Source organism: Jannaschia halovivens (assembly GCF_046452375.1).
Lineage (GTDB): Bacteria > Pseudomonadota > Alphaproteobacteria > Rhodobacterales > Rhodobacteraceae > Jannaschia > Jannaschia halovivens.
Genome location: NZ_JBKFDJ010000001.1, coordinates 1,805,588 through 1,830,017 on the forward strand (window position 1 = coordinate 1,805,588; position 24,430 = coordinate 1,830,017).

General features: G+C 68.3%; 27 protein-coding genes. 11 read left to right on the forward strand and 16 right to left on the reverse strand.

The genetic code is table 11. From position 1 onward, the window contains the following. Positions 1-104: 104 nt before the first annotated feature. The 7 genes from ACK8OR_RS09150 to ACK8OR_RS09180 all read right to left on the reverse strand — a co-directional run bounded on the left by ACK8OR_RS09150 (position 105) and on the right by ACK8OR_RS09180 (position 5,984). Positions 105-737: a precorrin-8X methylmutase gene (locus ACK8OR_RS09150; RefSeq protein WP_410189097.1), complete on the reverse strand. Its 633-nt coding sequence runs from the start codon at positions 735-737 to the stop codon at positions 105-107. Positions 738-791: 54 nt separating this feature from the next. Then, complete coding sequence (locus ACK8OR_RS09155) at positions 792-1,997, reverse strand: sirohydrochlorin chelatase (protein ID WP_410189098.1); 1,206 nt, start codon at positions 1,995-1,997, stop codon at positions 792-794. Beyond that, positions 1,994-2,206: a DUF6732 family protein gene (locus ACK8OR_RS09160; protein ID WP_410189099.1), complete on the reverse strand. Its 213-nt coding sequence runs from the start codon at positions 2,204-2,206 to the stop codon at positions 1,994-1,996. Before ACK8OR_RS09160 ends, ACK8OR_RS09155 begins: the two co-directional genes overlap by 4 nt. A gap of 207 nt (positions 2,207-2,413) precedes the next feature. Next, a complete protein-coding gene (locus tag ACK8OR_RS09165; RefSeq protein WP_410189100.1) occupies positions 2,414-3,199 on the reverse strand; it encodes a DUF3750 domain-containing protein in 786 nt (261 codons plus the stop codon). A gap of 95 nt (positions 3,200-3,294) precedes the next feature. Beyond that, positions 3,295-3,678, reverse strand: a complete 384-nt coding sequence (locus ACK8OR_RS09170; RefSeq protein WP_410189101.1) for an HIT domain-containing protein — start codon at positions 3,676-3,678, stop codon at positions 3,295-3,297. 54 nt (positions 3,679-3,732) lie between these two features. Beyond that, positions 3,733-4,377 carry a hypothetical protein gene (locus ACK8OR_RS09175; protein WP_410189102.1) on the reverse strand — a complete coding sequence of 215 codons (645 nt, stop codon included), beginning with the start codon at positions 4,375-4,377 and terminating at the stop codon, positions 3,733-3,735. A 29-nt stretch (positions 4,378-4,406) separates the two neighbouring features. Beyond that, positions 4,407-5,984, reverse strand: coding sequence for a DUF5928 domain-containing protein (locus ACK8OR_RS09180; RefSeq protein WP_410189103.1), 1,578 nt, complete (start codon positions 5,982-5,984; stop codon positions 4,407-4,409). A 116-nt stretch (positions 5,985-6,100) separates the two neighbouring features. On the opposite strand from ACK8OR_RS09180, the gene ACK8OR_RS09185 reads away from it, so the two are divergent. Together ACK8OR_RS09185 and ACK8OR_RS09190 are read left to right on the forward strand one after the other, a co-directional pair. Next, positions 6,101-6,919 carry a sulfotransferase family protein gene (locus ACK8OR_RS09185; RefSeq protein WP_410189104.1) on the forward strand — a complete coding sequence of 273 codons (819 nt, stop codon included), beginning with the start codon at positions 6,101-6,103 and terminating at the stop codon, positions 6,917-6,919. A gap of 131 nt (positions 6,920-7,050) precedes the next feature. Next, positions 7,051-7,200: a hypothetical protein gene (locus ACK8OR_RS09190; protein ID WP_410189105.1), complete on the forward strand. Its 150-nt coding sequence runs from the start codon at positions 7,051-7,053 to the stop codon at positions 7,198-7,200. 49 nt (positions 7,201-7,249) lie between these two features. Here the strand turns inward: ACK8OR_RS09190 and ACK8OR_RS09195 are convergent, their stop codons facing one another. Continuing rightward, positions 7,250-8,236 (reverse strand): 2-hydroxyacid dehydrogenase, encoded by a 987-nt coding sequence (locus tag ACK8OR_RS09195; RefSeq protein WP_410189106.1) that lies wholly within the window; start codon positions 8,234-8,236, stop codon positions 7,250-7,252. A 104-nt stretch (positions 8,237-8,340) separates the two neighbouring features. Between ACK8OR_RS09195 and ACK8OR_RS09200 the strand changes: the two genes are divergently transcribed. Beyond that, entirely contained in the window at positions 8,341-8,832 is a 492-nt protein-coding gene (locus ACK8OR_RS09200; protein WP_410189107.1) for an SH3 domain-containing protein, read from the forward strand. Here the strand turns inward: ACK8OR_RS09200 and ACK8OR_RS09205 are convergent. Continuing rightward, complete coding sequence (locus ACK8OR_RS09205; protein ID WP_410189108.1) at positions 8,829-9,671, reverse strand: inositol monophosphatase family protein; 843 nt, start codon at positions 9,669-9,671, stop codon at positions 8,829-8,831. The genes ACK8OR_RS09200 and ACK8OR_RS09205 overlap by 4 nt on opposite strands. A 95-nt stretch (positions 9,672-9,766) precedes the next feature. Between ACK8OR_RS09205 and ACK8OR_RS09210 the strand changes: the two genes are divergently transcribed. Next, positions 9,767-10,390, forward strand: a complete 624-nt coding sequence (locus ACK8OR_RS09210) for a hypothetical protein (protein ID WP_410189109.1) — start codon at positions 9,767-9,769, stop codon at positions 10,388-10,390. Positions 10,391-10,438: 48 nt separating this feature from the next. Here the strand turns inward: ACK8OR_RS09210 and ACK8OR_RS09215 are convergent, their stop codons facing one another. Beyond that, positions 10,439-12,457, reverse strand: a complete 2,019-nt coding sequence (locus ACK8OR_RS09215; RefSeq protein WP_410189110.1) for a M3 family metallopeptidase — start codon at positions 12,455-12,457, stop codon at positions 10,439-10,441. A gap of 143 nt (positions 12,458-12,600) precedes the next feature. Between ACK8OR_RS09215 and ACK8OR_RS09220 the strand changes: the two genes are divergently transcribed. The 3 genes from ACK8OR_RS09220 (at position 12,601) to ACK8OR_RS09230 (ending at position 13,350) form a co-directional block, all read left to right on the forward strand. Beyond that, on the forward strand, positions 12,601-12,741 hold the full coding sequence (locus ACK8OR_RS09220; protein ID WP_298435957.1) for a hypothetical protein: 141 nt from the start codon (positions 12,601-12,603) through the stop codon (positions 12,739-12,741). Continuing rightward, complete coding sequence (locus tag ACK8OR_RS09225; RefSeq protein WP_298435960.1) at positions 12,741-12,866, forward strand: entericidin; 126 nt, start codon at positions 12,741-12,743, stop codon at positions 12,864-12,866. The genes ACK8OR_RS09220 and ACK8OR_RS09225 overlap by 1 nt, the downstream gene beginning before the upstream one ends. Positions 12,867-12,936: 70 nt before the next feature. Further along, positions 12,937-13,350, forward strand: coding sequence for a VOC family protein (locus ACK8OR_RS09230; RefSeq protein WP_410189111.1), 414 nt, complete (start codon positions 12,937-12,939; stop codon positions 13,348-13,350). Between the two features lie 82 nt (positions 13,351-13,432). Here ACK8OR_RS09230 and ACK8OR_RS09235 read toward each other — a convergent pair whose 3' ends face one another. From ACK8OR_RS09235 to ACK8OR_RS09245, 3 genes are all read right to left on the reverse strand, one after another. Then, positions 13,433-14,350 carry a hypothetical protein gene (locus tag ACK8OR_RS09235; RefSeq protein WP_410189112.1) on the reverse strand — a complete coding sequence of 306 codons (918 nt, stop codon included), beginning with the start codon at positions 14,348-14,350 and terminating at the stop codon, positions 13,433-13,435. 494 nt (positions 14,351-14,844) lie between these two features. After that, positions 14,845-16,644, reverse strand: a complete 1,800-nt coding sequence (gene lepA, locus ACK8OR_RS09240; protein ID WP_410189113.1) for a translation elongation factor 4 — start codon at positions 16,642-16,644, stop codon at positions 14,845-14,847. Between the two features lie 92 nt (positions 16,645-16,736). After that, positions 16,737-17,579, reverse strand: a complete 843-nt coding sequence (locus ACK8OR_RS09245; RefSeq protein WP_410189114.1) for an HTD2 family dehydratase — start codon at positions 17,577-17,579, stop codon at positions 16,737-16,739. Positions 17,580-17,676: 97 nt separating this feature from the next. Here ACK8OR_RS09245 and ACK8OR_RS09250 point away from each other — a divergent pair, with 97 nt between their 5' ends. Beyond that, the gene (locus tag ACK8OR_RS09250; protein ID WP_410189115.1) at positions 17,677-19,722 is read left to right on the forward strand and encodes an oxidoreductase; all 2,046 of its coding nucleotides are present in this window, start codon (positions 17,677-17,679) and stop codon (positions 19,720-19,722) included. A gap of 6 nt (positions 19,723-19,728) precedes the next feature. Here ACK8OR_RS09250 and ACK8OR_RS09255 read toward each other — a convergent pair whose 3' ends face one another. Then, positions 19,729-20,484, reverse strand: a complete 756-nt coding sequence (locus tag ACK8OR_RS09255) for a DUF2189 domain-containing protein (protein ID WP_410189116.1) — start codon at positions 20,482-20,484, stop codon at positions 19,729-19,731. A gap of 307 nt (positions 20,485-20,791) precedes the next feature. On the opposite strand from ACK8OR_RS09255, the gene ACK8OR_RS09260 reads away from it, so the two are divergent. Both ACK8OR_RS09260 and ACK8OR_RS09265 read left to right on the forward strand, forming a co-directional pair. Next, positions 20,792-22,108: a DEAD/DEAH box helicase gene (locus tag ACK8OR_RS09260; protein WP_410189117.1), complete on the forward strand. Its 1,317-nt coding sequence runs from the start codon at positions 20,792-20,794 to the stop codon at positions 22,106-22,108. A 90-nt stretch (positions 22,109-22,198) separates the two neighbouring features. Further along, positions 22,199-22,546: a hypothetical protein gene (locus ACK8OR_RS09265; RefSeq protein ID WP_298435991.1), complete on the forward strand. Its 348-nt coding sequence runs from the start codon at positions 22,199-22,201 to the stop codon at positions 22,544-22,546. Positions 22,547-22,581: 35 nt separating this feature from the next. Here ACK8OR_RS09265 and ACK8OR_RS09270 read toward each other — a convergent pair whose 3' ends face one another. Next, positions 22,582-22,749, reverse strand: coding sequence for a hypothetical protein (locus tag ACK8OR_RS09270; RefSeq protein WP_410189118.1), 168 nt, complete (start codon positions 22,747-22,749; stop codon positions 22,582-22,584). A gap of 100 nt (positions 22,750-22,849) precedes the next feature. On the opposite strand from ACK8OR_RS09270, the gene ACK8OR_RS09275 reads away from it, so the two are divergent. Next, positions 22,850-23,725, forward strand: coding sequence for a LysR family transcriptional regulator (locus tag ACK8OR_RS09275; protein WP_410189119.1), 876 nt, complete (start codon positions 22,850-22,852; stop codon positions 23,723-23,725). Here the strand turns inward: ACK8OR_RS09275 and ACK8OR_RS09280 are convergent. Continuing rightward, complete coding sequence (locus ACK8OR_RS09280) at positions 23,719-24,405, reverse strand: site-2 protease family protein (RefSeq protein WP_410189120.1); 687 nt, start codon at positions 24,403-24,405, stop codon at positions 23,719-23,721. The two genes, ACK8OR_RS09275 and ACK8OR_RS09280, sit on opposite strands and share 7 nt — an antisense overlap. Positions 24,406-24,430 lie beyond the last annotated feature (25 nt).

Sequence of the window (24,430 nt, forward strand, 5' to 3'; positions counted from 1 at the left end):
GGCCCCGATGGGGGCGCTGCCCCCGCCTTCGGCTCCCCCGAGGTATTTCCGGCCAGAGGAAGGGGCGGGCGGCATAGTTACTGGGTGGTTAATGGCCGATCCGGTCACTGGACACCGCCCGCCGCGAGGATGCCCAGCGCGTTGACCGCCGCCGACGCCATAGCCGAGCCGCCGCGCCGACCGCGCAGGGTGAGGAAGGGCGTCGCGCGGGGGCGCTCGGCCAGTTCGGCCTTTGACTCCGCCGCGCCGACGAAGCCCACCGGAAAAGCAAGGATCGCGGCGGGCCGGGGGGCCCCCTCGTCGAGACGTTCCAGCAGGCGGAAGAGCGCCGTGGGCGCGTTGCCGATGGCCACGACCGCGCCCCCGGTATCCCAGAGGTCGACGGCGGCGGCCGAGCGCGTCGTGGCGCCCTCGGCGGCCATGTCGGGCACGCGGGGATCGTTGAGGGTGCAGCGGATCTCGGTGCCCTCGGGCAGCAGGCGGCGCGTGATGCCCGAGGCGACCATCTCGCAATCGGCATAGACGGGCGCACCGGCGCGGATCGCCGCGATGCCCGAGGCCGCGACGTCGGGCGCGTAGGCCAGCCGGTCGGCGACCTCGATCATGCCGCAGGCGTGGATGACGCGCACGGCCAGCTCGGCCACGTCGGCCGGGAAGCGGTCGAGATTGGCCTCGTGGCGCACGGTGGCGAAGGAGGCCGCGTAGATCGCCTTAGGGTCGCGCTCGTAGGGTCTCATGCGAGGACCGTGCGGGGCGCGCCCCGGGGCGCGGACGGGACGGTGGCGGTCATGTCAGGCCTTCGCCGTCCGGCGCGCCGATTCCGGCCCGTGGGGGTGGTCGGCATGGGGATATTCTGGATGGGCGTGATCGTGGTCGTAATGGTCGTGGTCGCCGTGGTGGTGATGGTGGTGATGGTGGTTCGCCGCCTGCCCCTCCAGACGGCACATCCCGGTGCAGAACGTGTCGCAAAGCGCGCAATCGGCCACGTTGGAGCCGGGGGCCGACGCGCCCTGCCCCTCGACATGGTGGTGGTGGCTTTCCTGGACCGCGCCGACCTCGGCCTCGAAGCCCAGGACGGCGGTGCGGTACTTGCAGAGCACGCAGGTCGGCGGCGGCGTGTCGGCGAAGGCCGGATGGTTGCGGTCCTCGGCGCGGATATGGACGTGGCGCCCCCCTTCCAGCGCCAGCACCTGCTCGCGGTAGGCGCAGATGCCGCAATTGGGCGGCGGGTTGGCCCCCGTCTGTTCCAGCACGCGCTCGGCGAAGGTGGCGAGGACCTGCGGATGGTCGCCGAGATAGCCCGCCTTGACGAAGGCGGTGCCGGGATGGGCGGCGGCGACGCGGTCGGTGAAGCCGTAGATCCGGTCGATGAGGATGCCGGAGAAGAGGAAGTAGGGGAACACGACGATGCGCTTGTAGCCGAGCTTGGCAGCATGGGTCAGGCAGGGCTCGACCAGCGGGAAGGTGACGCCCGAATAGCCGATCTCGAGCCAGCCCATGCCCAAGCCTTCGTGCAGCATCCGGGCGATCTTGGCGACGTTGCCGTTGGCGTCGGGGTCCGAGGCGCCGCGGCCGATGACGACGAGGCAGGTGTCGTGACGCGCGACGGCGCCGTCCTCGGCATCGGCGGCGGCCAGCGCCGCCTCGATCCGGGCGGCGGCGGCGGCGATCATCTTCGGATCGACCCCCAGCTCTCGCCCGTAGCGGATGTCGATGCCATGGGTCGCGGCATAGGCGTTGAGCACCGTGGGGATGTCGTTCTTGGCGTGCATCGCCGCGAAGAGCATGCCCGGCACGGCGAGGATCCGGTCGCATCCCTTCGCACGCAGCCGGTCGAGCCCGTCGCGGATCACGGGGTTGGCGAATTCCAGATAGCCGTAATCGACGTGCCAGTCGGCGGGCAGATGGGCCGGAAGCTGCTCGGCCAGGGTGGCGAACTCGTCGACGGCGGATTGCGAGCGGCTGCCATGGCCGCAGATCATGACGCCCGTGGTCATGCGGGCTGCTCCTCAGGGGCGTCCTCGTCCTCGGCTTCGGTCTCGGGCGTGTCCTTGCCGCCCTTGAGCCATCCGACGAGCCCGGCCAGCGCGATCGCGCCGAGGCCCGCGCCGAGCACCCAGTGGTCGTGACCGGCAAGGTCGCCGATATGGCCGGGATGGGCGGCGGCCGAGGCCGTGGTCAGGAAGAAGGCGAGAACTGCGCGCATCGGGACCTCGTACGAATGGCCCCCGGATGCCGGGTCGAAGACGATGCCGCCCCCGGCCCCCGATCTGGGTCGGCACGGGATCGCGGCCACCTGTCCGGCCCCCGGGGCGTTGGGGGCGTCGTCGGCGTCAGGGGTATCGGCGGGGGCGTCGGGGCGCAATGCGATTCCCGGCAGGGCGCGGCCCGTTGGCGACGTTGTGGGGGTCCCTCAGCCGGGTGCCGCGACGGCGGCGTCGGCGATCGGCGGCACGCCCAGCCGACCGATCCCCGGCAGCTTCAGCGCGGGACGGCGGAGGTCGAGGCCGACGGCCTGGCCCAGCAGATGGAGCTCGATCCCGGCGCGCGGCCCGAGGGCCAGCCCGGCGAGGCCGTTCCACGACACGTGCAGGTCGCCACCCGCGTCGCGCACCGCCTGCCAGCCCGGTCCGAGGTAGTCGCGACCGACGGCGTGGGGGGGCAGCGTGATCCCGAGTTCGGGCACCGCACGTAGGAGATGGGCCACAAAGGTGTTCGAGTTCGGGCCCGGCCAGATGACATAGGCATTTCGACCCGCGAAGGGGTAGTCTGCGATGGCCCGCTCGAGCGCGGGGATCGCCGCGGTGGCGTCGGCCCCGGCGAGCGCGCCGACGACATCGGGTGTGTTCGAGTACCAGCGCGCGTCGGGGGCATAGGCGTCGCGGCGCACGGGTGCGCCCCAGCCGACCACGTCATGTCGCGTCCAGCGCGCATCGCCCGCACGCTTGTGGACGATCCAGCTATGGACCGAGAGCGCGCCCTTCGGCCCGCCGGTGCGCGCCGAAAGCACCCGGATCGCCGCACCGGGGACGGATTCGGCGGGCGGCAGCACGCCGGACGGTCCCCAATCGGCATCGCGCCACGAGCCGGGGCGATCCTGCACCGCCCACCAGAGCCCCGCGATCGCGGCGGGCAGCACGAAGGCCAGCGCGAAGCCGAGCAGGCTCCAGCGAAGCGTCATGGCGACGAATGCGATCATGCGGGGATATCCGGGGGGCGTGGCACGGCATCAAGATGGGACCGCGACGCCGCGACCGAAAGGGGGCGCCGCGCGGCGTGCCGTCGCGGCAGGCGTCAATCGGCGCGGGCGAGCATCCGGCCCAGCGGACGACCGCCGATCAGGTGCTGGTGGAAATGCGGCACCTCTTGGACGGCATGTTCGCCGGCATTCGAGATGGCACGGAACCCCGCCCCATCGGCACCCGGCGCCACGCCCTTCTCGGCGCAGATGCGCGCGCAGGTGCGGTGGAAGTCCACGATCTCGGCATCCGCGGCGTTGGCGTGGAAATCCGCGTAATCGATATAGGCGCCCTTCGGGATGACGAGGACATGGACCGGCGCCTGCGGGGTGATGTCGGCGAAGGCGAGGGTGTGATCGGTCTCGGCGACCGTCACGTTGGGGATCTCGCCGCGCAGGATACGGGCGAAGACGTTCTGATCGTCATAGGTCTGGGGCATGGGCGGTCTCCTTTGGGCGAAGGCTAGCGCGGCGGCGGGTCGGGGGAAACGGCGTCACGCGGAGACGAGGACGCGCAGCGCGCCAAGCGGCGCGAACCCGGCGGCACGGGCATGGTCGAGGTCGGCATCCCGCTCGTAGCCGACCACCGGCAGGTCGGGGACGATGGCCGCGGCGGCGCGGGCGGCCCCGCCCCAGGTCGATGATGCGGCGGGCCCGAAGACGTTGGAGAGGCCGGTGCAGTCGGGCGAGCGGTTGAGGAGGCATCCCGCGACGATCCGGTCGTCTTCCAGCCGCGCCATGATGGCGAGGTCCGGGTGCGACAGGGCCGTGGTCGGCAGGTCGGGACCGCCCGCGGCCGTCCAGCGGGCGAGCGTCGCGGAATCGGTGACGCGATGCCAGGCGTACGACGCGGCGCGGGGCGGGGGATGCGCGATCCATTGCGCCTCGAAAAGGGGACGGAGGCCGCAGGCCGCGGCGTCCAGCCGCGCGAAGCTGTCCTTGACCGCTATGCCGCCGAAGCGCGTGCGCAGCGCGGCGATGCCGGGCGCGGGGTCGGTCCCCGGATCGGTGGTCACGAGATGGGCGAAGAGCGGCGGCGGCGCGGCCTCGGCCACGAAGGCGGCGGGTGTGCGGATAAAGGCACGGCCGTGACAGGCGAAGATCGCCGCGTGGAGATCGGCATTGTTGCGCGCGGCCATCGCGGCATCGGGCATGCGCGGCGCGGCGGTCAATCGTCGAAGAGATGCGGCGTGCGGGCCAGCGCCTCGGCGGTGTCGCGATCGGTGCCGAACACCGTCTCGAGCACGGTGGCCATCTCGGCCTCTGGGGTGCCTTCCACGAGGCGGTGGATATCGGGCAGGTCCGCCTCGCGGATGCGTGTGATCTCGGTGACGAAATCCTGCGCCACGGTCGGCATCAGGCGTTCGATCGTGGCATCGGGCGTCTGGTCACCCAGAAGACCGATCCGCTGGGCATGGCCGCGCAGGTAGCCCTCGTCATAGGCGCAGTCGACCAGCAGCGTCCGGATCGTTGTGCGGTCGGCATAGAATTCCTCCAGCAGCTCGAAATCGGCGGGATCGAGGCAGATCGCGAGGCGGTCCGTCCCCATCTGGCGGAACAGCATCCGCAGCATCGCGCGCCGATGGCGGTGACGCTTGGCGAGACTGGTCTCGATGCCACCGAGATCGGGCATCGGGCTGTCATCCTCGTTGAAGATGTAGTCGAGGGCGGGGATGACCTGATGCTGGCGCAGGCTTTCCGCCAGGCGCTTGGCCACGTGGTATTTCTTGCACACCAGCACGATCAGCTCGCGGTCGCGGCCGAGCGAGCTCTCGCGTTCCCAGAAGCGGGGGGCGAAGCGGCGGCCGACGCGACCGCGCTGGGTCAGGAACTGGAACAGGCGGCGACCGTCTCCGGCGATCGGGAAGGAGGTCCGCCCCGAGGTCCAGAGGCTTTCCAGCCGCTCCTTCAGCTCGTCGGCCTCGGGCGAGATCTTGCGCGCGAAGAGGAAATCCTGGCTGAGCAGCAGATCGTAATGGTCGTCGTAGAAGGTCGCGGGCATCCCGTAATCGGTGAACATCAGGAAGGTGAGCGTGCGGCTTTCGATCTCGGCGCGCGGCACGAGGTGGCGCACGAGGGTCTGGAAGAACGTCTCGTCGGGAATCCAGGTCGTGGCGAAGAAGCGCATCACGGCACGGTTCTTCCGGCAGAAGGCCAGGATGCGCTCGATCGTGCGGCGGCGCAGGCACCACCATTGCGACCCGATCATCATGTCGATCCCCTCGGGAATGTGCCGCTCCAGCTTTAGCGCCTTCTGGGCGGCCAGCATCGCGTAGAAGGCGCGCTTGTTGGTCCGCTCGTTGAGGTAGTGGCGGTAGATCAGCCGCTCCTCCTTCATGCCGGTCTTGATCCAGCCGGAGGTGAAGTAGTCGAAGCTCTCGATATAGTCGGCGTCGCGGGCATCGAGCATCGCGCGGGCATGTTCGGCCGACTTGATGGGGCGGCAGTCGCCCGAGAGCATGTAGAGATGCGTGGCGCGCGGAAAGGCGTCGATGGCGGTCTCGATCGTGGCCAGCGTCGCGCGCACCAGCGACCATTCCCCCCAGCCGCATTTGATCCGCTTGCGCACCAGGGCCACGTTCGGATTGTCGTGCAGCCCCGCCTCGATCGCGGCATATGCTTGGGCGGGCGAACGGGCATCGAAATGGATCGCGACGTAATCGCCTGCCTTCGTCAGACCCTCCGCCTGCCGGATGACGGCTTCGGGATCCTTGTGACAGAGCAGGATGAACGCGATCTTCGCCATTGAGCCCATCTTAATCCAAATTCGGTCACACCGGCATCGCAATACCGTCGCGGGGGCGTTGAAGAAACCGGACAATGCGGCTTTGATGCCGAGGATTTGACAGGGGACGTGTGAAGATGGGGTTTCCGGGCACTTGGATGACCGAAAGCGAGAGCGTCGTGTACCGTGTGGTGCCGAAATGCGCATGCTCGTCGATCGGGCAGATCATGTTCTATTCGGACCATGGCCGCTTCTTCGACGGGGACATCCATGACAGCACCGCCGGTCTGCACAAATGGGCGCAGGAGGAGAGCCAACCGCTGATCGTCGCGAACGCCAAGGCGCACAAATCCTATGCGTTCACCTGCGTGCGAAACCCCTATACCCGCATCCTGTCGTCCTTCTTCGACAAGATCGCGGGCATCCAGCGCAACGGGAAGCGCTACCGCGGCAAGCTGGTGCCGCAGCTGGCCGCGAAATACGGGGTCGAGGTCGGGTCGCCCGAGGACGATTTCCAGTTCGACCAGATCGCGTCCTTCCGCCGGTTCCTTCTGTTCGCGCGGGACACGATCCGCTTCCGCCGTCCGATGGACCCCGACATCCACTGGTCGGCGATGGCCGGCCACGTCGGCACCTTCGTCGCCAATGGCGGGCGCTACGACCACATCGTCTTCACCGAGAAGTTCAACGAGGGAATGCAGGTGGTGCTCGATCATATCGAGACCCCCGTTCCGGTCGACCTGTCGGAAGTGCCCCGTTTCAACGAGAGCGAGGGCCACGGCCCCAAGCGCGCGCACCCGGTCGAGGACTATTTCGACGACCTGTCGATGCACCTCGTCTGGGAGATCTACCACCGCGATTTCAAGCTCTTCCGCTACGACTTCGAGAACCCCGGCAACAAGATGCCGCTGGGCGAGGTCGATCTCGACGAGGTCCACGCGAAGCTCAGCGATTAGCACTTCGTCATGGAGAGGTGCGGCAGGGTTCCGCACCCCGTATTTCCCCGACATGTCCCGAATTCCGTGGTCGAGGCCGAGAGCTGACTGCGTCATCTGTTCTCGGCCAGGGCGGCGATCGACGGGGTGGGGTGGTTCAGCGCAAAGTGCGGGATGCGGAGCGCATCGTCGGACGCCACGCCTTCGAGGCGGAGGTGCGGCGCCGCGGCTTCGGGGCCGTGCAGAACGGCGGACGATACGTGATCTTCTGCAACCGCGAGGAGATGCGCCTGATCGAGTGACCGCATCCTTGCAAGGACGCGGACAGGGTCTTGCAAGACCCTGCCCCGCTCAGAGCATCGACGGCACCACGAGGTCCGGCGGGCGGTGGCCATCGGCAAAGGTCTGCATGTTGACCAGCACGCGGTCGCCCATCTCAAGACGGGCCTCGCGCGTGGCCGAGGCCATGTGGGGCATCAGGACGACGCTGGGCAATTCGCGCAGGCGCGGGTTCACGCCCTGCCCGCGCTCGTAGACGTCGAGCCCCGCGCCCGCCAACTCGCCCGCGCGCAGCATCCGGGTCAGGGCGTTCTCGTCGATGACCTCGCCGCGCGACGTGTTCACGACGACGGCCGAGGGGCGCAGAAGCTTGAGGCGGCGCGCGCCCAGAAGGTGGAAGGTCGACGGTGTGTGCGGGCAGTTGACCGAGACGACATCGGCCAGCGTCAGCATCCGGTCAAGACTGTCGTGATAGGTCGCCTCGAGCGGCGTCTCGAGCCCGTCATGCAGGCGGCGGCGGTTGTGGTAATGGACCTCCATCCCGAAGGCGCGGGCGCGGCGGGCCACCGCCTGCCCGATCCGGCCCATCCCGAGGATGCCGAGGACCTTCCCCCGAAGCCGTGACCCCAGCAGTGCCTCGGGCGCCCAGCCGGCCCAGTCGCCCGCCTGCATCCGGGCCATTCCCTCGGGCATCCGGCGCATCGCCGCCAGCATCAGGGCCATGGTCATGTCGGCGGTATCCTCGGTCAGCACGCCCGGCGTGTTCGACACGAGGATACCGCGCTGGCGGGCGGTGGCGACGTCGATGTGATCGACCCCGGCGCCGTAATTCGCGATCAGCTTCAGCCGGTCGCCCGCCCCGGCCAGAAGCGGCGCGTCGACGGTATCTGTCAGGCTGGTCACGAGGATGTCGGCCCCCTGCATCGCCTGGGCGAGCGCGTCGCGCGACATCACGTCGTCGCTGTCGGTCAAGGTCGTGTCGAACAGCTCCGACAGCCGGGCCTCGACCGGGGCGGGCAGGCGTCGCGTCACGACAACACTCAGGCGCTTCGTTGGCATCGGGGGGCGGTCTCCGCTTTGGTCCGGGCGGGCATGATGGCATGGTGTCCCCCACGCGCAAGGGGCGGTCAGACCCCGGCGGAGACAGTGAGGCACGGGCAGTCATGCGGAACTGGATGATCGGGGCGGCGCTGGCCGTCTTTTCGGCCCATGGGGCCCTCGCGGCGGAAAAGGGCCCGGTGACGGGCATGGACCTGCCGCGCTTCGTGTCGATGAAGGCATCCGAGGGCTATGCCCGGCGGGGGCCGTCGGGCACGCACCGGATCGACTGGGTGTTCAAGCGGCGCCACATGCCGCTGCGCGTGGTGGACGAATACGGACACTGGCGCCGGGTGCAGGACCGCGACGGCGCGGGCGGCTGGATGCACTACTCGCTGCTCTCGGGCAACCGGACCGTCATCGTCGAGGAGACGGCGCTGGACCTGCGCCGCAGACCCCGCCCCGACGCGCCCGTGTCGGCGCGGCTGGAGCCGGGCGTCGTGGCATGGCTGGGCGAATGCGACGAGGGCTGGTGCGCGGTCCGGGTCGAGGGCGCCGCGGGATGGGCCGAGACGGGTCGCCTCTGGGGCGTGGCGCCGGGCGAGGTGCGGGACTAGCCCCGCACGTCTTCGAAGGGCCCCCGAAAGGTCTCGGCCAGCCGCTCCCAGAGCGCGGGCGAGCGCGCATTCAGCAAGAACCCCTCCCGCATCGTCGGCGCATAGGGTGTCCCGTCGAGCGTGCGCGAACAGCCCCCGGCCTCGTCGAGAATCAGCGCGCCCGCCGCGTGGTCCCAGACGTTCAGCATCCCGTTGAGGCAGAAATCCGACGCCCCGGTCGCCATGCAGCGATACTCGTGAAGGCTGGAGCCCTGCGACGTCATGCGACGAAACAGCGGCGCGGTCGCCGCGAGGTCGGCACGGACACCATGGGGCATGTGGTAGAGCCCGGTATTGCCGCGCAGCGCGCCCAGCGGCGCCTCAGCCGCATCGGTGCGCAGCGGCCGGGCACGCCCGGCGCGGACATGGTGCGCGCCGCCGCCGCGATTCGCCGCCACCCAGTCGTCGAAGGACGGATCGTAGAGCAGGCCCCAGACCGTCTCTCCCTCCTCGATCACGGCGACGATGACGCCGTAATTCGCGACGCCATGGGCGAAGTTCCACGTCCCGTCGATCGGATCGATGATCGTCACGCGCCCCTCGCCCACCCGTTCGAGCAGACCGGGATCGGCGCTCACCGCCTCCTCCCCGATGACGCGGTCACCGGGCAGGATCGCCTCGACCTGCGCGGTCAGGGCCCGTTCGGCGGCGGTATCGGCCACGGTCACGAGGTCGTCCCACGTGGATTTCGCGTCGACGTCGCCCGCGTCGAGATTGCGGAAGCGCGGCGCGATCTCGGCGGCGGCGACGGCGCGGGTGGCGGCGATGATAGCGTCGGCCTGGTCGTCGGTCAGGGGCATGGCGGGCTTTCGGTCAAGGTCGGGAATCCATCACTACGACGATGCGCGCGCCGCCGCTATCCACCGATCACCCTTTGCAAAATCAGGAGGTTAACATGGGTGTTCGCACAAAGATCAGATTCGTCGACGCCGGGGTCCTGGACGAGATCGTCGCGCAGGACAACGATGCCGATATCACCGACGAGACCGATGTCATGGATGAGGTGCAGGAGGCCGCGGACGAGGCGGGACGGCTTCTTGGGCTGGGCAAGCGCCGCGTCGAAGCGGTGTTCGCGCATAACCGGCTCAAGAACAAGAAGGCCGCGTGGAAGAGCGACCCGGTCATCTGCCGCTATTTCGGCGACAGCGACGTGACGCGGCGCCAGATGCGGCTGGTGCGGCGGCGCCTGCGCCGGGCGCATCGGCGCACGACCGAAGGACGCCTGCGCATCCGCCTGCGGAGCCAGTCGAAGGCATCGAAGACGACGACACGCGGCCGCAATTCCGGGGGCGTGGCGACGCCGCGGATCTTCCAGCTCTATCCCCGATGGTTCGCGGCATCCGAGCGGGCGCGCGCGGGGATCCTCGCGCATGAGCTGTTCCACGACTGGAGCAAGGATCACGACGTCACCGGCGATCCCTACTCGATCGACAACGTGCTGGCGCTGGCGCGCGACGAGCCGAAGAAGGCCCGGCGCAACCCCGAGAACTTCGAGCAGTTCATCCTCGCCCTCGCCTGAGGGCCGATGGCGCGGCGCGGCCCCGTGGGCCCGCGCCGCGCCGACCGTTCAGGCAGCGTCGTCCAGCCCGCGGCCCTTCAGGAGCGCATCCACGCCGGGCAGCCGCCCCCGGAAGCGCGTATAGAGCGCAGCCGCATCCTCGGACCCGCCGCGCGACAGGATATCCGCCTCCAGACGCTTGGCCAGATCGGGATCGAACGGATCGCCCGCATCCTCGAAGGCAGCGAATGCGTCGGCATCCATCACCTCGGACCACATGTAGCTGTAATAGCCCGACGAATATCCGTCGCCCGAGAAGACATGCGCGAAATGCGGCGTCGCGTGCCGCATCCGGATCGCGCGGGGCATCCCGATCGTCTCGAGCACCTCGGCCTGCTTCTGCATCGGGTCCGCGGGCGCCGGCCCGTCATGGAACGCGAGGTCGACCAGCGCGCTCGCCACGTATTCCACCGTCGCGAACCCCATGTCGTAGGTCGAGGCCCGCAATAGCCGGTCGCGCAGGGCGTCGGGCATCGGCGCGCCCGTCTCGGCATGGGTCGCGAACTCGGCCAGCACCGACGGCACGTCGAGCCAATGCTCGTAGAGCTGGCTCGGCAGTTCCACGAAGTCGCGCGCCACGCTCGTGCCCGAGATCGAGCCGTAGGTGACGTCCGACAGCATCTGGTGCAGCGCGTGGCCGAACTCGTGGAACAGCGTCCGCGCATCGTCGTAGGACAGGAGCGCGGGGTCGCCCTTGGTGAAGTTGCAGACATTGACCACGACCGGGCGCACGTCGTCGTCCAGCCGCGACTGGGACCGCATCGCGCTGCACCACGCGCCCGACCGCTTGGACGGCCGCGCGAAATAGTCGCCCATGAAGACCGCGACGTGTTCGCCGTTCCGCGTAACCTCCCAGACGCGGACATCCGGGTGGTAGGCAGGCGTGTCGAGCCGTTCGAACTCCAGCCCGAAGAGGCGGTGCGAGACCGCGAAGGCCGCCTCGATCATGCGGTCGAGCTGGAAATAGGGCTTCAGCTCCGCCTCGTTCAGGTCGTGCAGCTCGGCGCGCCGGGCCTCGGCGTAGTAGCGCCAATCCCACGGCTCCAGCGGGCCGACGACGCCATCGGTGCGAGCCATGCGGGCGAGGTGCTCGGCATCGCCAAGTGCCGCGGTCCGGGCCGGATGCCAGACCTGCATCAGGAGGTCGCGGACGGCGTCGGGCGTGCCCGCCATCTCGGTCTCGAGCTTGTAGGCGGCGAAATTGTCGTAGCCGAGGAGGCGCGCCCGCTCCTCCCGCAGGGCGAGGATCTCTGTCGCGATGGCGCGGTTGTCGGTTTCGCCGCCGTTGGCACCCCGCGCGGTCCAGGCCTCGTAGGCCCGCTCGCGCAGGTCGCGGCGGGGGCTGAACTGCAGGAACGGCACGATCAGCGAGCGGTTCAGCGTTACCACCGGGCCGGGCCGGTCGCGCTCGGTCCCCGCGGCGCGGGCGGCGTCCTTCACGAAGTCCGGCAACCCATCCAGATCGTCCTCGGTCAGGTCCATGAACCACGCCCGCTCGTCGGCCAGGAGGTTCTGGCTGAACGCCGTGCCCAGCGTCGCGAGCCGCGCCTTGATCGCGGTCAGGCGCTCGGCGGCCTCGCCTTCCAGTGCCGCGCCCGCGCGCACGAAGCCCCGGCGGGTCAGCATCAGCACGCGGGCCTGCTCCTCCGTCAGGTCGAGCGCGTCCCGCCGCGCCCAGAGATCTTCGATCCGGGCGAAGAGCGCGGCGTCGTTGGTGATCTCGGAGGAATAGGCCGAGAGCTTCGGCGCCATATCGCGCTGCAGCGCCTCGCGGGCGGAGGTGCTGTCGGCGCCGGCGAGGTTGTAGAACACGCCCGCCACCCGGTCGAGCGTCCGATCCGACCGCTCCAGCGCCTCGATCGTGTTGGCGAAGGTCGGCGCGTCCTCGGTCGCACCGATGGCGGCTATGGCGGCGCGGCCTTCGGCCATGCCCTGCTCCAGCGCGGGCGCGAAGTGGTCGTCCTCGATCCGGTCGAAGGGCGGGAGGGCGTGGGGGCCGGTCCAGTCGGACAGAAGCGGGTTGGTCATGGGCGTCTCCTTCGCCGCCCTATGTAGGACCGCGCCGCCCGGTGATCCACGGCCGATCCGGGGCCCGGCCGCGTCGCGCCATGGCGGAACCGGGCCGTCGCGGGTATCGTTCCCTCCAGGCATCAACCCCAGGGAGAGCCGCCATGTCGCTCCGTCTCACCAAGATCCTCGCACTCACGCTCATCCTGCCGGTCCTCTCGGGCTGCGCCGCCGTGGCCGTCGGGGCCGCGGGCGCCATCGTCGCCGACGAGGTGGCCGAGAACGAAGGCGGGAACCTCTTCTGATGGCCCGCCTCACACGCGCGGCCCTCGTGCTGGCCGTGGCCCTCGGGCTCGCCGGGTGCGAGACGGCCAAGGGCTTCGTCCAGGACAGCGAGAACCTCGGCGACGCGCTCAGCGACGGGCTCTGAGCAGGGCGGCCGGGGCCTAGGCGGCCGCGTGCCGAGCGGCTAGCCTGCGCCGATCAGCGAAAGGATCGGCATGGGCTGGAGCATCCATCACGTGAACCTCGAGGCGCGCGACGTGCGGCGCACGGCGGCGTTCTACACCGACATCCTCGGTATGAAGGAACGTCCCTGGACCTTCCCCGAGACCCGCGGCTACCTGCCCGGCGATCCCGACAAGCTGGCGCTCTTGGGCGACGGGCGGGACAGCCATTCCGGCCTCCACCTCATCGCCCCGGATGAGGACTTCGCGGAAAAGAACGACCTCGCCTTCAACCCCTCGGTCGGCGGCCACGTGGCGTTCAACGTGCCCGACCTCGACGCGGTGATCGCCCGGCTGCGCGCCGCGGGGGTGCGCCACTCGGTGACGGGCGAGTTCGCGATCCCGGGGCTCCGGCACGTGTACCTGGAGGACCCGGAGGGGAACCTGGTGGAGGTGAATGGAGGATAATGACACCATCGACTTTTGCCATATCTTGAGCTCTTGGAAATGTTGCTCCCCAACACCTTCTTAATTGTGCCATAAATCCCAACTATGGCAATAGAGAACGGTCAATTAGCCTAGAGAAGTCTGAAATCACGTCTGAAGCGGTCGCTTTATACATCGTAATGGGCCTAGACAACTGATCTGACCCGCGAGAGTCGTCGACAAATAGCAGCCTTCCGAGCTCGTCTTTTATATCCGAGATGTTTGATTCCGATTCTTCGTAACAGGACGCGATGACATCTCGAACACTGCTCCTCTTCGGAAGGTCGAAAAGCTTCAGATTGAGCTTGTGATACCCAAACCCTAAGAATACCGCCATTCTCGAAGTTGAGAAATGCTTCGCAATCTCATCTACGACACCGCTATCAGCACCTTCCGTAAACGTCTGTATGCGCGCTGGGGCGTCAGACAGATTAACATCAGGTTGCGCCTTACTGCCATCCCGGCCCGAAAGGACCCACGGGTTTGATAGATCATAATCGCCAATTACACCATACGGGTGAATGACCCTTAGCGCCTCGTTTAGCCGAGAGCCGTATTGCGGGCCAAAATAGGATGGCACAGCTATAGAGAAGAACCTCTCTATACACCTATCGTAATTGAAACAGACGAAAGTTACTTTCGAAAGCGTCGCCAGAAATTCTTCGGCATCTCGACCGCTTACTAATCTTTGAAAAAGTCGTCCCAACCAAGTGTCACCGATCCGCCGCGGCAGTGCGGCCGTGCCTGCCTCATTCACGCTAGAAAAAAGAGAGCTCCCCAACTCTGCTCGTGCAATACAGCGAAGAATTGCAACTTTTCCGAACTCGACAAGCTTTGAGTCCGCTTGATGTGTATGCATAAAATTATCAATTGAGGGCGCTAAACCCATATTGTCGCGAATCTTCCAGCCCGATTTCTGATATTCACCAACCCTCCCCTCCCCATTGGCAGCTCTATCGAGGGCTTTGAGGGCGTCAACCACCTCCCGCTCGCCCTTCGATAGCTTACTCGAGGAAAATCGAATATCACAAACCTCTTGGATCTGCTGAGTCAGGCCAACGCCCAATGGGAATCCGTACTCAAAGCTAGCACCTGCGCCGACTACTATTACCAACGAAGTATCAGTCACATTTATTCCAGTCGAACTGAGGTCAATTTAAAGATGCGAACTTATCTATCGGCGAAAATATTCCCATACTACGTGCTGCGCTGCTGTGGGCGACATGCGTCAAAGTAGGACCCGCTGGCTTCGACGAAAAGGTTAAAGGACAACACTCAGCCTCAGCTTCCGTCAAAACTTCGCCCGCGCCCTGCCAAGATGCATTTACCATCATCCATCCATCTTCAACGCCGAGATAAACGCGATTTTGGGGATCTCCACCATCACCATCCCATCCAATCGTGTGCGGCCGCAGACTTTCGCACGCGAAAGTCGCGTTCCCGCACCGTTCGAAATCCCCCAAAGTGACTGCGGCGTTACGAGTCCATCTTCAACGCGCTGATGAAGGCACTTTGGGGAATCTCCACCTTCCCGAACTGCCGCATCTTCTTCTTGCCCGCCTTCTGCTTCTCCAGCAGCTTCTTCTTCCGCGTCGCGTCCCCGCCGTAGCACTTGGCGGTGACGTCCTTCCTCAACGCCGCCAGCGTCTCGCGGGCAATGACCTTGCCCCCAATCGCCGCCTGGATGGGGATCTTGAACATGTGGCGGGGGATCAGCTCCTTGAGCTTCTCGCACATGGCGCGGCCGCGGGTTTCGGCGCGGTCGCGGTGGACCATGATCGAGAGCGCGTCGACGGGCTCGTCGTTGACCAGGATCTGCATCTTGACGAGGCTGTCCTCGCGGTAGCCGATCATCTGGTAGTCGAAGCTGGCATAGCCCTTGGTCACCGATTTCAGGCGGTCGTAGAAGTCGAAGACGACCTCGTTGAGGGGCAGGTCGTAGACGACCATGGCGCGGGGGCCGGCATAGGTCAGGTCGAGCTGGATGCCGCGGCGATCCTGGCAGAGCTTGAGCACGTCGCCGAGATAATCGTCGGGCACGAGGATGGTCGCCTTGATGCGCGGCTCCTCGAGATGGTCGACATGGGTGAGGTCGGGCATGTCGGCGGGGTTGTGCAGCTCGACCATGCTGCCGTCGCGCATGTGGACGTGGTAGACGACGCTGGGCGCGGTGGTGATGAGGTCGATGTCGTATTCACGCTCGATCCGGTCCCGGATGACCTCGAGGTGCAGAAGGCCCAGGAAGCCGCAGCGGAACCCGAAGCCCAGGGCGGCGGAGCTCTCGACCTCGTAGGAGAAGGAGGCGTCGTTCAGCGCCAGCTTCTCGATGGCGTCGCGCATGTCCTCGAAGAGCGCGGAATCCACGGGGAAGAGGCCGCAGAACACCACCGGCTGCGACGGCTTGAAGCCCGGCAGCGCGGTCGCTGTGCCCTTCTTCTCGTGGGTGATGGTGTCGCCGACGCGGGTGTCGCGGACCTGTTTGATCGACGCGGTCAGGAACCCGATCTCGCCCGGCCCCAGCGCGGGGATGTCGGCCATGGCGGGGCGGAACACGCCGATCCGGTCGACATGGTGGATCGTGTCGTTCGACATGAAGCGGACGCGGTCGCCTTTCCTGAGCTGTCCATCGATGATGCGGACGAGGACGATGACGCCGAGATAGCTGTCGTACCAACTGTCCACGAGCATGGCCTTCAGCGGCGCGTCCGGGTCGCCCTTGGGCGCGGGCAGGCGGTCGACGATGGCCTGCAGCGTCTCGCGGATCCCCTCGCCGGTCTTGGCCGAGACGAGCATCGCGTCGGAGGCGTCGATGCCGATCACGTCCTCGATCTGCTCGCGGACGCGATCGGGCTCGGAGGCGGGGAGGTCGATCTTGTTGAGGACCGGCACGATCTCGTGGTCGGCATCGATGGCCTGGTAGACGTTGGCCAGCGTCTGCGCCTCGACGCCCTGGGTGCTGTCGACGACGAGGAGCGAGCCCTCGACCGCGCGCATGGAGCGCGAGACCTCGTAGGCGAAATCGACGTGGCCGGGCGTATCGATCAGGTTGAGCGTGTAGGCCGCGCCGTCGGCGGCGGTGAACTCGATCCGCACGGTGTTGGCCTTGATGGTGATGCCGCGCTCGCGCTCGATATCCATGCTGTCGAGCAGCTGTTCCTTCATGTCGCGCGTGGCGACGGTGTTCGTCTCCTGGATCAGGCGGTCGGCCAGCGTGGACTTGCCGTGGTCGATATGGGCGACGATCGAGAAGTTGCGGATATGGGCGAGGTCGGTCATGGGGCGCGGCCTGACGGGAATGGGGTTTCACGCGGAGATATACCGGGGGCCGGGTGGCGACTAGGGGGTGCGGCGATGGGCCGACGGTGCGTTCAGACGGTGGCCGTTGCCGTCATGGCCAGCGCCCCCGCCCCGGTGCCGGCCGCGAGGCGACAGGTCTCGCGCTCGGGGGCCGCGCCCAGCCGCAGATCACCGGGCAGCGTGACGGGCGCCGTGGCGCGGAAGTCGAACCGCCGCAGGGGCCGGTTCAGCTGGGTCGTGGCGAGGTCGGCCAGCAGCGTCGCGATCAGCGGGCCGTGGACGACGAGACCGGCGTGGCCTTCGACATCTCGGGCATAATCGCGGTCATAATGGATGCGGTGTCCGTTGAAGGTCAGGGCGGAGTAGCGAAACAGCTGGACCTCGGACGGGTGACGCGTCTCGCTCGCGGGCCAGTCGCCGAAGGGCGCCGGTTCGGGCAGCGGATCGCCGGGTCCGGGATCGGCGCGGTAGACGATGTCATGCTCCTCCCAGAGGGCGCGCGTGCCGTCGGTCGAGAGTTCATGGCGGACCGTGACGAAGCAGAGCGGGCCGCTGCGCCCCTGCTTCGGCGTCACGGCGGTGATGGTGGAGGTCTTCTCGACCTCGACCCCGAGCGGCAGGGGCGCGTCGAATCCCAACCGCCCGCCCGCCCACATGCGGCGCGGCAGGGCGACCGGGGGCAGGAAGCCGCCCGTCGCGGGATGCCCGTCGCGGCCCAGCGCCGAGAGCGGTGCCGCATCGAGATGGTAGAGCCAATGCCAGAGTGGCGGCAGCGGATCGCCGAGGCCCAGGGTCGGCGCGCGATCCAGCGTGGCCTGCATCATGCGGGCGGGCTCGGGCCGAAGGATGTCGGTCGCGGTCGCGGTGCGGCCGATCCAGAGGGCGAGGATCTCGGGGTCGAGTGTGCGGTCCATGGGCCTCCGGCCATGTCGGAAACGGGCGTCGCGGACGTCATTGACAGGTGCGGGCGCCCATCGCCAGCCTGAACGCCACCGCCGGGGAGGTCCACGCATGTCCAACGATCCATTGCTCCAGCCCTTTCGCCTGAAGCACCTGACGCTGCGCAACCGGATCATGACCACCGCGCATGAGCCGGCCTATCCCGAGAACGGAATGCCGACGGACCGCTACCGCGCCTATCATGAGGCGCGGGCCAAAGCGGGCGTGGCGCTGGCGATGACGGCGGGTTCGGCCTGCGTGTCGAAGGACAGCCCCGCGGCCTTCAACAACGTGATGGTGGATGACGACGCGGTCGTGCCGTGGATCGCCAAGCTGACCGAGGCCTGCCACGCGCATGGGACGGCGGTGATGATCCAGTTGACGCATATGGGTCGGCGGACGCGGTGGGACCAGGGCGACTGGCTGCCCTCGATCTCGTCCACCAAGCATCGCGAACCGGCGCATCGGGCCTTCCCGAAGCTGATGGAGGATTGGGACATCGCGCGGGTGATCCGGGATTTCGCAGATGCCGCCGAGCGGATGCAGGCGGGCGGCATGGACGGGATCGAAGTCGAGGCCTATGGGCACCTGCTCGACCAGTTCTGGTCGCCGCTGACCAACGAGCTTTCCGGGCCTTACGGCGCGGATACTTTCGAGAACCGGATGCGCTTCCCGCTGGAAGTCATCTCAGCGATACGTGCGCGGGTCGGGCGAAAGTTCATCGTCGGCATGCGATATACCGCGGACGAGACCTCCAAGGGCGGGATCGACCCCGAGACGGGTCTCGAGATGGCCCGGGTGCTCGAAGCGACGGGCGAAGTCGATTTCCTCAACGTGATCCGTGGGCGCGTCCATTCGGACCCGGCATTGACCGAGGTGATCCCGGTGCAGGGGATGCGCCACGCGCCGCATCTCGATTTCGCGGGGTCGGTCAAGGCGGCGGTCCGCCTGCCGGTCTTCCACGCCGCGCGCATCCCCGACGTGGCGACCGCGCGGCACGCGGTGTCGGCGGGCCTGCTGGACATGGTCGGCATGACCCGCGCCCATATCGCGGACCCCCTGATCGTCGCGAAGGTGATGGACGGCCGCGAGGACGAGATCCGGCCCTGCGTCGGCGCGACCTACTGCCTCGACCGCATCTACCAGGGCGGTGCCGCGCTCTGCATCCACAACGCGGCCACGGGGCGCGAGTTGACGATGCCGCATATCATTGCGCCCGCGCCGGAACGGAAGCGCGTCGTGATCGTCGGCGCGGGGCCGGGCGGGCTTGAGGCCGCGCGGGTCGCGGCCGAGCGCGGGCACGACGTCACCGTGTTCGAGACGCAGTCCCGGCCCGGCGGCCAGATTCGCCTGACGGCCCGGTCGCCCCGCCGCGCAGAGATGATCGGCATCGTCGACTGGCGGATGGCGCAGTGCGCCGCGCGCGACGTCGCCTTCCGCTTCGACACCTGGGCGGAGGCCGACGACGTGACCGCGCTCGACCCGGACGTGGTCGTCGTGGCCACGGGCGGCCTGCCGAACCTCGAACTCTTCGAGCAGCGGGGCGAGGCCGCGCATGTCGCCTCGGCCTGGGACGTGATCGCGGGCGATGTCGTGCCCGCGGGCCGGGTCCTGATCTACGACGAGGCGGGGGACCATCCCGGCCTGATGGCTGCCGAGATCGCGGCCGGTGCGGGGGCCGAGGTCGAGATCATGACCCCCGACCGCAGCATGTCGCCGGAGGTAATGGGGATGAGCCTCACGCCCTACCTGCGGACGTTGTTGCCCCTCGGCGTCACCTTCACCGTCGCCCGACGGCTGCTGTCTGTGACACGGGCGGGCAATCGCCTCTCGGCATCCATCGGGTCCGACTACGTCCCCGATGTCACGACCGCCGACTACGACTTGGTCGTGGTGAACTACGGGACCGTGCCGCTGGACGATCTCTACCACGACCTGCGCCCCGCCTCGTCGAACGGCGGCGAGGTCGATCACGCCGCCCTGCTCGCCGGGCAGCCGCAGGCGGTCCGGCGCAACCCCGACGGCCGGTTCCAGCTGTTCCGGGTCGGCGACGCGGTGGCCTCGCGGAACACTCACGCGGCCATCTATGACGCGCTCCGCGTCATGAAGGACGTCTGAGCGCGGTCAGTCGAAGGCGCGGCGGTAGAGATGCCAGCTCGCATGGGCCAAGACCGGCAGCACCAGGGGCAGGCCCAGAAACCACGGCGCCAGCGCCGCGAGGGTCAGCCCGGCGACGATCATCGCCCAGAGCAGCAGCGTGCCGGGATTGGCGCGCACCGTTCGGTAGCTGAGCCGCATCGCGGTTACGAGGTCGAGTTCTCGGTCCAGAAGAATCGGGATCGCCATGACCGTCAGCGCGAAGACGAGCGCTGCGCAGGCCGCCCCGAACGCGATCTCGGCCGCGAGCAGCGTCCAGATCCGACCGTCGGCGTAGCTCGCCCAATCCGAGACCGGCCCTGTCAGCGCCGAGGGCCCGAGGACCAGCGCGAAGAGGATATGGGCGAAGAAGCTCCAGAACAGGAACGCGATCAGGAGGAACATGCCCAGCCACGGCATCTGCCGCCCCCGCTCGGCCCAGAGCACGCCGAGGATCGCGCCCGGCGAGAGCGGTGCCCCCGCCTCGCGACGGCGGCTCACCTCGTAGAGCCCTACGGCGAGGAAGGGCGCGACCAGCGGGAAGCCCAGCGTCAGCGTCAGCGTCCAGGTGAAGAGCCCGGCGCCCAGCGACGACAGCACCAGTCCCGCCCCCGTCAGGATGCCCCCGAAGAAGAGCCCGTAGATCGGCGCCGCCGCGAAATCCGCGAGCCCCGCGCGGAGGGCGCGCCCGAGATCGGCGGGCGTCAGATGCGGCGTGGCCGGAAGGGGATCGGACGGGGTCACGGAACCTCGGGACGGGGGCGGGCGATCCGGCGACGATCCGCCAGCCGGGCAGCCGTCGTCGTTGATCCATGTCATACCGCGCTGTCCACGCCGGTTGACAGGACGCCTGCCCTGCCCCACATCCCCCTCGACCCCGCCCCTCGGGCCGCGTGAGCCGGACCTGCCATCAGGCATGTTCCAAGCGACGGGCGGGACGCTTTCCCAAGGATCACGCCGGGAAGGCGCGGGCCGGTCGGTCCGCAGCCTTTCAACCGCGCGTCCACCGGGGCGTGCCATTCGCGCCGCAGGGCGGCGTGCAGGACATATTATGGATTTCGACATGCTGGGGCTGAAGCCCCGTCTCATCGAGGCACTGGCCGAGATGGGGATCAAGGACCCGACGCCCATCCAGAAGCAGGCGATCCCGCCGGCGCTGGACGGACGCGACGTCATGGGCCTCGCCCAGACCGGCACCGGGAAGACGGCGGCCTTCGGCCTGCCGCTGGTGCAGCACATCCTGGCCGAGGACGCCCGGCCGAAGCCGCGGCAGGCGCGCGCCCTCATCCTCGCGCCGACGCGCGAGCTGGTGAACCAGATCGGCGACAGCCTGACCAGCTTCATCCAGGGCTCGCATCTGAAGGTCGCGCGCGTCGTCGGCGGCATCGGCATCAACCCGCAGATCCGCAAGATGGAGCGCGGCGTCGACCTTCTGGTCGCCACGCCGGGTCGCCTGATCGACCTGATGGACCGGGGCGCCGTGGACCTGTCGGGCACCTCGTTCCTCGTCCTCGACGAGGCCGACCAGATGCTGGACATGGGCTTCATCCACGCGCTGCGGAAGATCGCGGCCAAGCTGACCGGGCCGCGCCAGACGCTGCTCTTCTCGGCGACGATGCCCAAGGACATGGAAGCGCTGGCGGCGACCTATCTCGACCGGCCCGTCCGCGTGCAGGTCGCCACGAGCGGCCAGACCGCCGACAAGATCGACCAGTCGATCCACTTCATCGCCAAGGCCGAGAAGCCGGGCCTGCTGCTCGATCTGCTGCGCGCCCATGAGGGCGAGGCCGCGCTGATCTTCGCGCGCACCAAGCACGGCTCGGACCGGCTGGCCAAGCAGCTGACGAACGCGGGCGTGAAGGCCGTGGCGATCCACGGCAACCGCAGCCAGGGCCAGCGGATGCGCGCGCTGGAAGCCTTCACCGACGGGTCCGCCAAGGTGATGGTCGCGACCGACGTGGCGGCCCGCGGTCTCGACATCCCGGTCGTGAAGCACGTCTACAACTACGAACTGCCCAACGTCCCCGAAACCTATGTGCACCGCATCGGGCGGACGGCCCGCGCGGGTCGCGAAGGGGCGGCGATCTCGCTGTGCGCGCCCGACGAGATGAGCGAACTGAAGGATATCGAGAAGGTCATCAAGGGGCAGATCCCGATCGCTTCGGGTCGCCGCTGGATGCCCTCGGAAGAGGAGGCCAAGCCCAAGCAGCAGCGCGGCGGGGGCGGTCGTCGCGGCGGCGGCGGTGGCCGGCCCGGCGGGCGTGCCGGGGGCGGACGTCCCCAGGGGGCCAAGCCGCAGGGCGCCAAGCCGCAGGGCGCCAAGCCCGGCGGCGGCAACCGGCGCAGGCGCCCGCGCAAGCCTGCGTGACAAACGGCGGCGCGGCCTGCGGGCCGCATTGCCCCAACGCCGCCGGTCTGGCATGATTCGCCGCAAAACAAGACCGGAGGCAGAGCAGACATGACCCCGATCAAGATCATCATCGCCGTGACGGCGTTCGCGGGCCTGTCGGCCTGCGGCGGCGGGGGCGGCGGCGGCACCGTTTCGGTGCAGCGCAGCTACGCGACGGGTCCGATCCAGACCGCGTGCCTCCGGGCCGACCGCAAGGCGGCCAGCCGGTCGCTCTGCGGCTGCGTGCAGGCGGCGGCGAACCGCGAGTTGTCGTCGCGCGACCGGGCCCGCGCCGTGAAATTCTTCCGCGACCCGCACCACGCCCAAGAGGTCCGACAATCGGATCGCGGCGCGGACGAGGCGTTCTGGAAGCGCTACAAGAATTTCGTCTCGGTGGCCGAACGCTCCTGCGCCTGAAGGGGGCCGCGCCCCGATGGGGCGCGGCAACCGGTTCAATGCGGGAAGCGGCGCTCCCAGTTGCCGCGACGCAGCCGCTCCTCGTCCTGACGACGGAGGTGCTCGATCAGCATCGTCTCGTGCGTCATCATGGGCGGCTCGACGGGTCCGAGACGGGTGGGACGTGCGAGGCGGCGCAGCATGTTTTTAAGTCCGTTTGCCATGATCCATCTCCTGGTTACGGTGGCGATGTCTCTTTATGCTCTGTATTGTAGCTCTCGAGCAAAGAAATACGCCGACCTAGAATATAGGTGAGCTAAAGATATGGATTGGACCCGCATCCCCTCGCTTGCCGCGTTGCGCGCCTTCGAGGCGGCGGCCCGGCTGCGCGGCTTCACCCCGGCGGCGGGCGAGCTCAACGTCACGCCGGCGGCCATCGCGCATCACGTCCGCGCGCTCGAGGCCGATCTCGGAACCACGCTTCTGACGCGGGCGGGGCGCGGGCTGGCCGTAACGGCGCAGGGACGCCTTCTGGCCGACGGGCTGTCCGACGGGTTCGGCGCCATCGCCGACGTCATCGCGATCGTACGTGAGACCGAGGCGACGCGGCCGCTGACCCTTGCGGTGACGCCCGCCTTCGCGTCGAACTGGCTGATGCCGCGGATCGGCGACTTCTGGCAGCGCCATCCCGACCTGCCGCTCGCCATCCAGCCGGGGATCGAGTTGGTGGATCTCAAGCGCGACGGCGTCGACATGGCGATCCGCTATGGCGACGGCGACTGGGCGGGCCTGCAGACGGAGCTTCTGACCGACGGCCAGTTCTGGGTCGTCGCCCATCCCGACCTTCTGGCCGGTCGGGCCGCGGATTGCGTGGCTGACCTCGCCGATCTGCCATGGCTGATGGAGCATTACGTCATGGCGCGGCGCGACATGGTCGAGGGCGCGGGCCTCTCGCTCGACGGCGTGGCGATCCGGCCGATGAGTTCGAACACGCTGGCGCTTTCGGCGGCGGAGGCTGGGCTGGGCGTCACGGTGCAACCCGCCTCGCTGGTCGAGCGTCAGGTCGCGGCGGGGGCCCTCGTGAAGGTCTGCGAGTTGCGCCAGGAGCCGCTGGGCTACTACATCGTGACCCTGCCGGGTCCGCTGCCGCCGCGCGTGACGACCTTGCGGACGTGGCTCCGGCGGCAGGCGGCTCAGTAGCTCCAGGCGCGGTCGCGCATCATCGCGTAATGCGCGGCGATCGACGGGATGAACAGGAGGGCGTAGCCCGAGGTCAGCCACGCCCCGATCATCGCGGGCACCCAGAGCACCGCGAGCACAAGGCCGACCGCCCCGGTAATCCGCGTGGCGCGCCCCGCGTCGAGCACGCGGCCCAGCCCAAGATGCAGAAGCTTGCCGCCATCGAGTGGCTGCACCGGCACGAGGTTCAGCGCGAAGAGCACGAGGTTGGTCGTCGCGAAGAGTTCGACATACCAGCCGATATACCACGCGGCCTCGGCGCCCGTGGCGTAGTAGAGGTCGACGATCGCGCCCCCGATCAGGGATCCTGCGGCCCAGAGTGCGAGGTTGGTCAGGGGCCCCATCGCGATGATCAGTTCGGTCTCGCGGGGGGTCGCGGCCCGGTGCCGCTCGCAGAAGCCGCCCCCGCCCCAGAGGACGATCCGCCGGACGGACCGTCCCTGGACCAGTGCGCCCCACGCGTGCCCAAGCTCGTGCAGGAGGATCGAGACGGCGACGATACCGAAGAAGATCAGTCCGTGCTGGCTGGGGGCGACGCCGACGAAGATGAGCGCCAGCAGAAGGAAGCTGGGCGCGATCTCGATGGGCACGCCCCACGGGCCGCGAACGGTCAGGAGCGGGGTTTCGGTGCGGTTGAACATCGGCGGACTCCGATCGGGAATATCG

Bases quoted from the DNA above. Each gene is read 5' to 3' on its own strand.
- ACK8OR_RS09150 (WP_410189097.1), bottom strand. From the start codon at position 737: ATGAGACCCTACGAGCGCGACCCTAAGGCGATCTACGCGGCCTCCTTC.
- ACK8OR_RS09155 (WP_410189098.1), bottom strand. From the start codon at position 1,997: ATGACCACGGGCGTCATGATCTGCGGCCATGGCAGCCGCTCGCAATCC.
- ACK8OR_RS09160 (WP_410189099.1), bottom strand. From the start codon at position 2,206: ATGCGCGCAGTTCTCGCCTTCTTCCTGACCACGGCCTCGGCCGCCGCC.
- ACK8OR_RS09165 (WP_410189100.1), bottom strand. From the start codon at position 3,199: ATGATCGCATTCGTCGCCATGACGCTTCGCTGGAGCCTGCTCGGCTTC.
- ACK8OR_RS09170 (WP_410189101.1), bottom strand. From the start codon at position 3,678: ATGCCCCAGACCTATGACGATCAGAACGTCTTCGCCCGTATCCTGCGC.
- ACK8OR_RS09175 (WP_410189102.1), bottom strand. From the start codon at position 4,377: ATGGCCGCGCGCAACAATGCCGATCTCCACGCGGCGATCTTCGCCTGT.
- ACK8OR_RS09180 (WP_410189103.1), bottom strand. From the start codon at position 5,984: ATGGCGAAGATCGCGTTCATCCTGCTCTGTCACAAGGATCCCGAAGCC.
- ACK8OR_RS09185 (WP_410189104.1), top strand. From the start codon at position 6,101: ATGGGGTTTCCGGGCACTTGGATGACCGAAAGCGAGAGCGTCGTGTAC.
- ACK8OR_RS09195 (WP_410189106.1), bottom strand. From the start codon at position 8,236: ATGCCAACGAAGCGCCTGAGTGTTGTCGTGACGCGACGCCTGCCCGCC.
- ACK8OR_RS09200 (WP_410189107.1), top strand. From the start codon at position 8,341: ATGCGGAACTGGATGATCGGGGCGGCGCTGGCCGTCTTTTCGGCCCAT.
- ACK8OR_RS09205 (WP_410189108.1), bottom strand. From the start codon at position 9,671: ATGCCCCTGACCGACGACCAGGCCGACGCTATCATCGCCGCCACCCGC.
- ACK8OR_RS09210 (WP_410189109.1), top strand. From the start codon at position 9,767: ATGGGTGTTCGCACAAAGATCAGATTCGTCGACGCCGGGGTCCTGGAC.
- ACK8OR_RS09215 (WP_410189110.1), bottom strand. From the start codon at position 12,457: ATGACCAACCCGCTTCTGTCCGACTGGACCGGCCCCCACGCCCTCCCG.
- ACK8OR_RS09220 (WP_298435957.1), top strand. From the start codon at position 12,601: ATGTCGCTCCGTCTCACCAAGATCCTCGCACTCACGCTCATCCTGCCG.
- ACK8OR_RS09225 (WP_298435960.1), top strand. From the start codon at position 12,741: ATGGCCCGCCTCACACGCGCGGCCCTCGTGCTGGCCGTGGCCCTCGGG.
- ACK8OR_RS09230 (WP_410189111.1), top strand. From the start codon at position 12,937: ATGGGCTGGAGCATCCATCACGTGAACCTCGAGGCGCGCGACGTGCGG.
- lepA (WP_410189113.1), bottom strand. From the start codon at position 16,644: ATGACCGACCTCGCCCATATCCGCAACTTCTCGATCGTCGCCCATATC.
- ACK8OR_RS09245 (WP_410189114.1), bottom strand. From the start codon at position 17,579: ATGGACCGCACACTCGACCCCGAGATCCTCGCCCTCTGGATCGGCCGC.
- ACK8OR_RS09250 (WP_410189115.1), top strand. From the start codon at position 17,677: ATGTCCAACGATCCATTGCTCCAGCCCTTTCGCCTGAAGCACCTGACG.
- ACK8OR_RS09260 (WP_410189117.1), top strand. From the start codon at position 20,792: ATGGATTTCGACATGCTGGGGCTGAAGCCCCGTCTCATCGAGGCACTG.
- ACK8OR_RS09265 (WP_298435991.1), top strand. From the start codon at position 22,199: ATGACCCCGATCAAGATCATCATCGCCGTGACGGCGTTCGCGGGCCTG.
- ACK8OR_RS09270 (WP_410189118.1), bottom strand. From the start codon at position 22,749: ATGGCAAACGGACTTAAAAACATGCTGCGCCGCCTCGCACGTCCCACC.
- ACK8OR_RS09275 (WP_410189119.1), top strand. From the start codon at position 22,850: ATGGATTGGACCCGCATCCCCTCGCTTGCCGCGTTGCGCGCCTTCGAG.
- ACK8OR_RS09280 (WP_410189120.1), bottom strand. From the start codon at position 24,405: ATGTTCAACCGCACCGAAACCCCGCTCCTGACCGTTCGCGGCCCGTGG.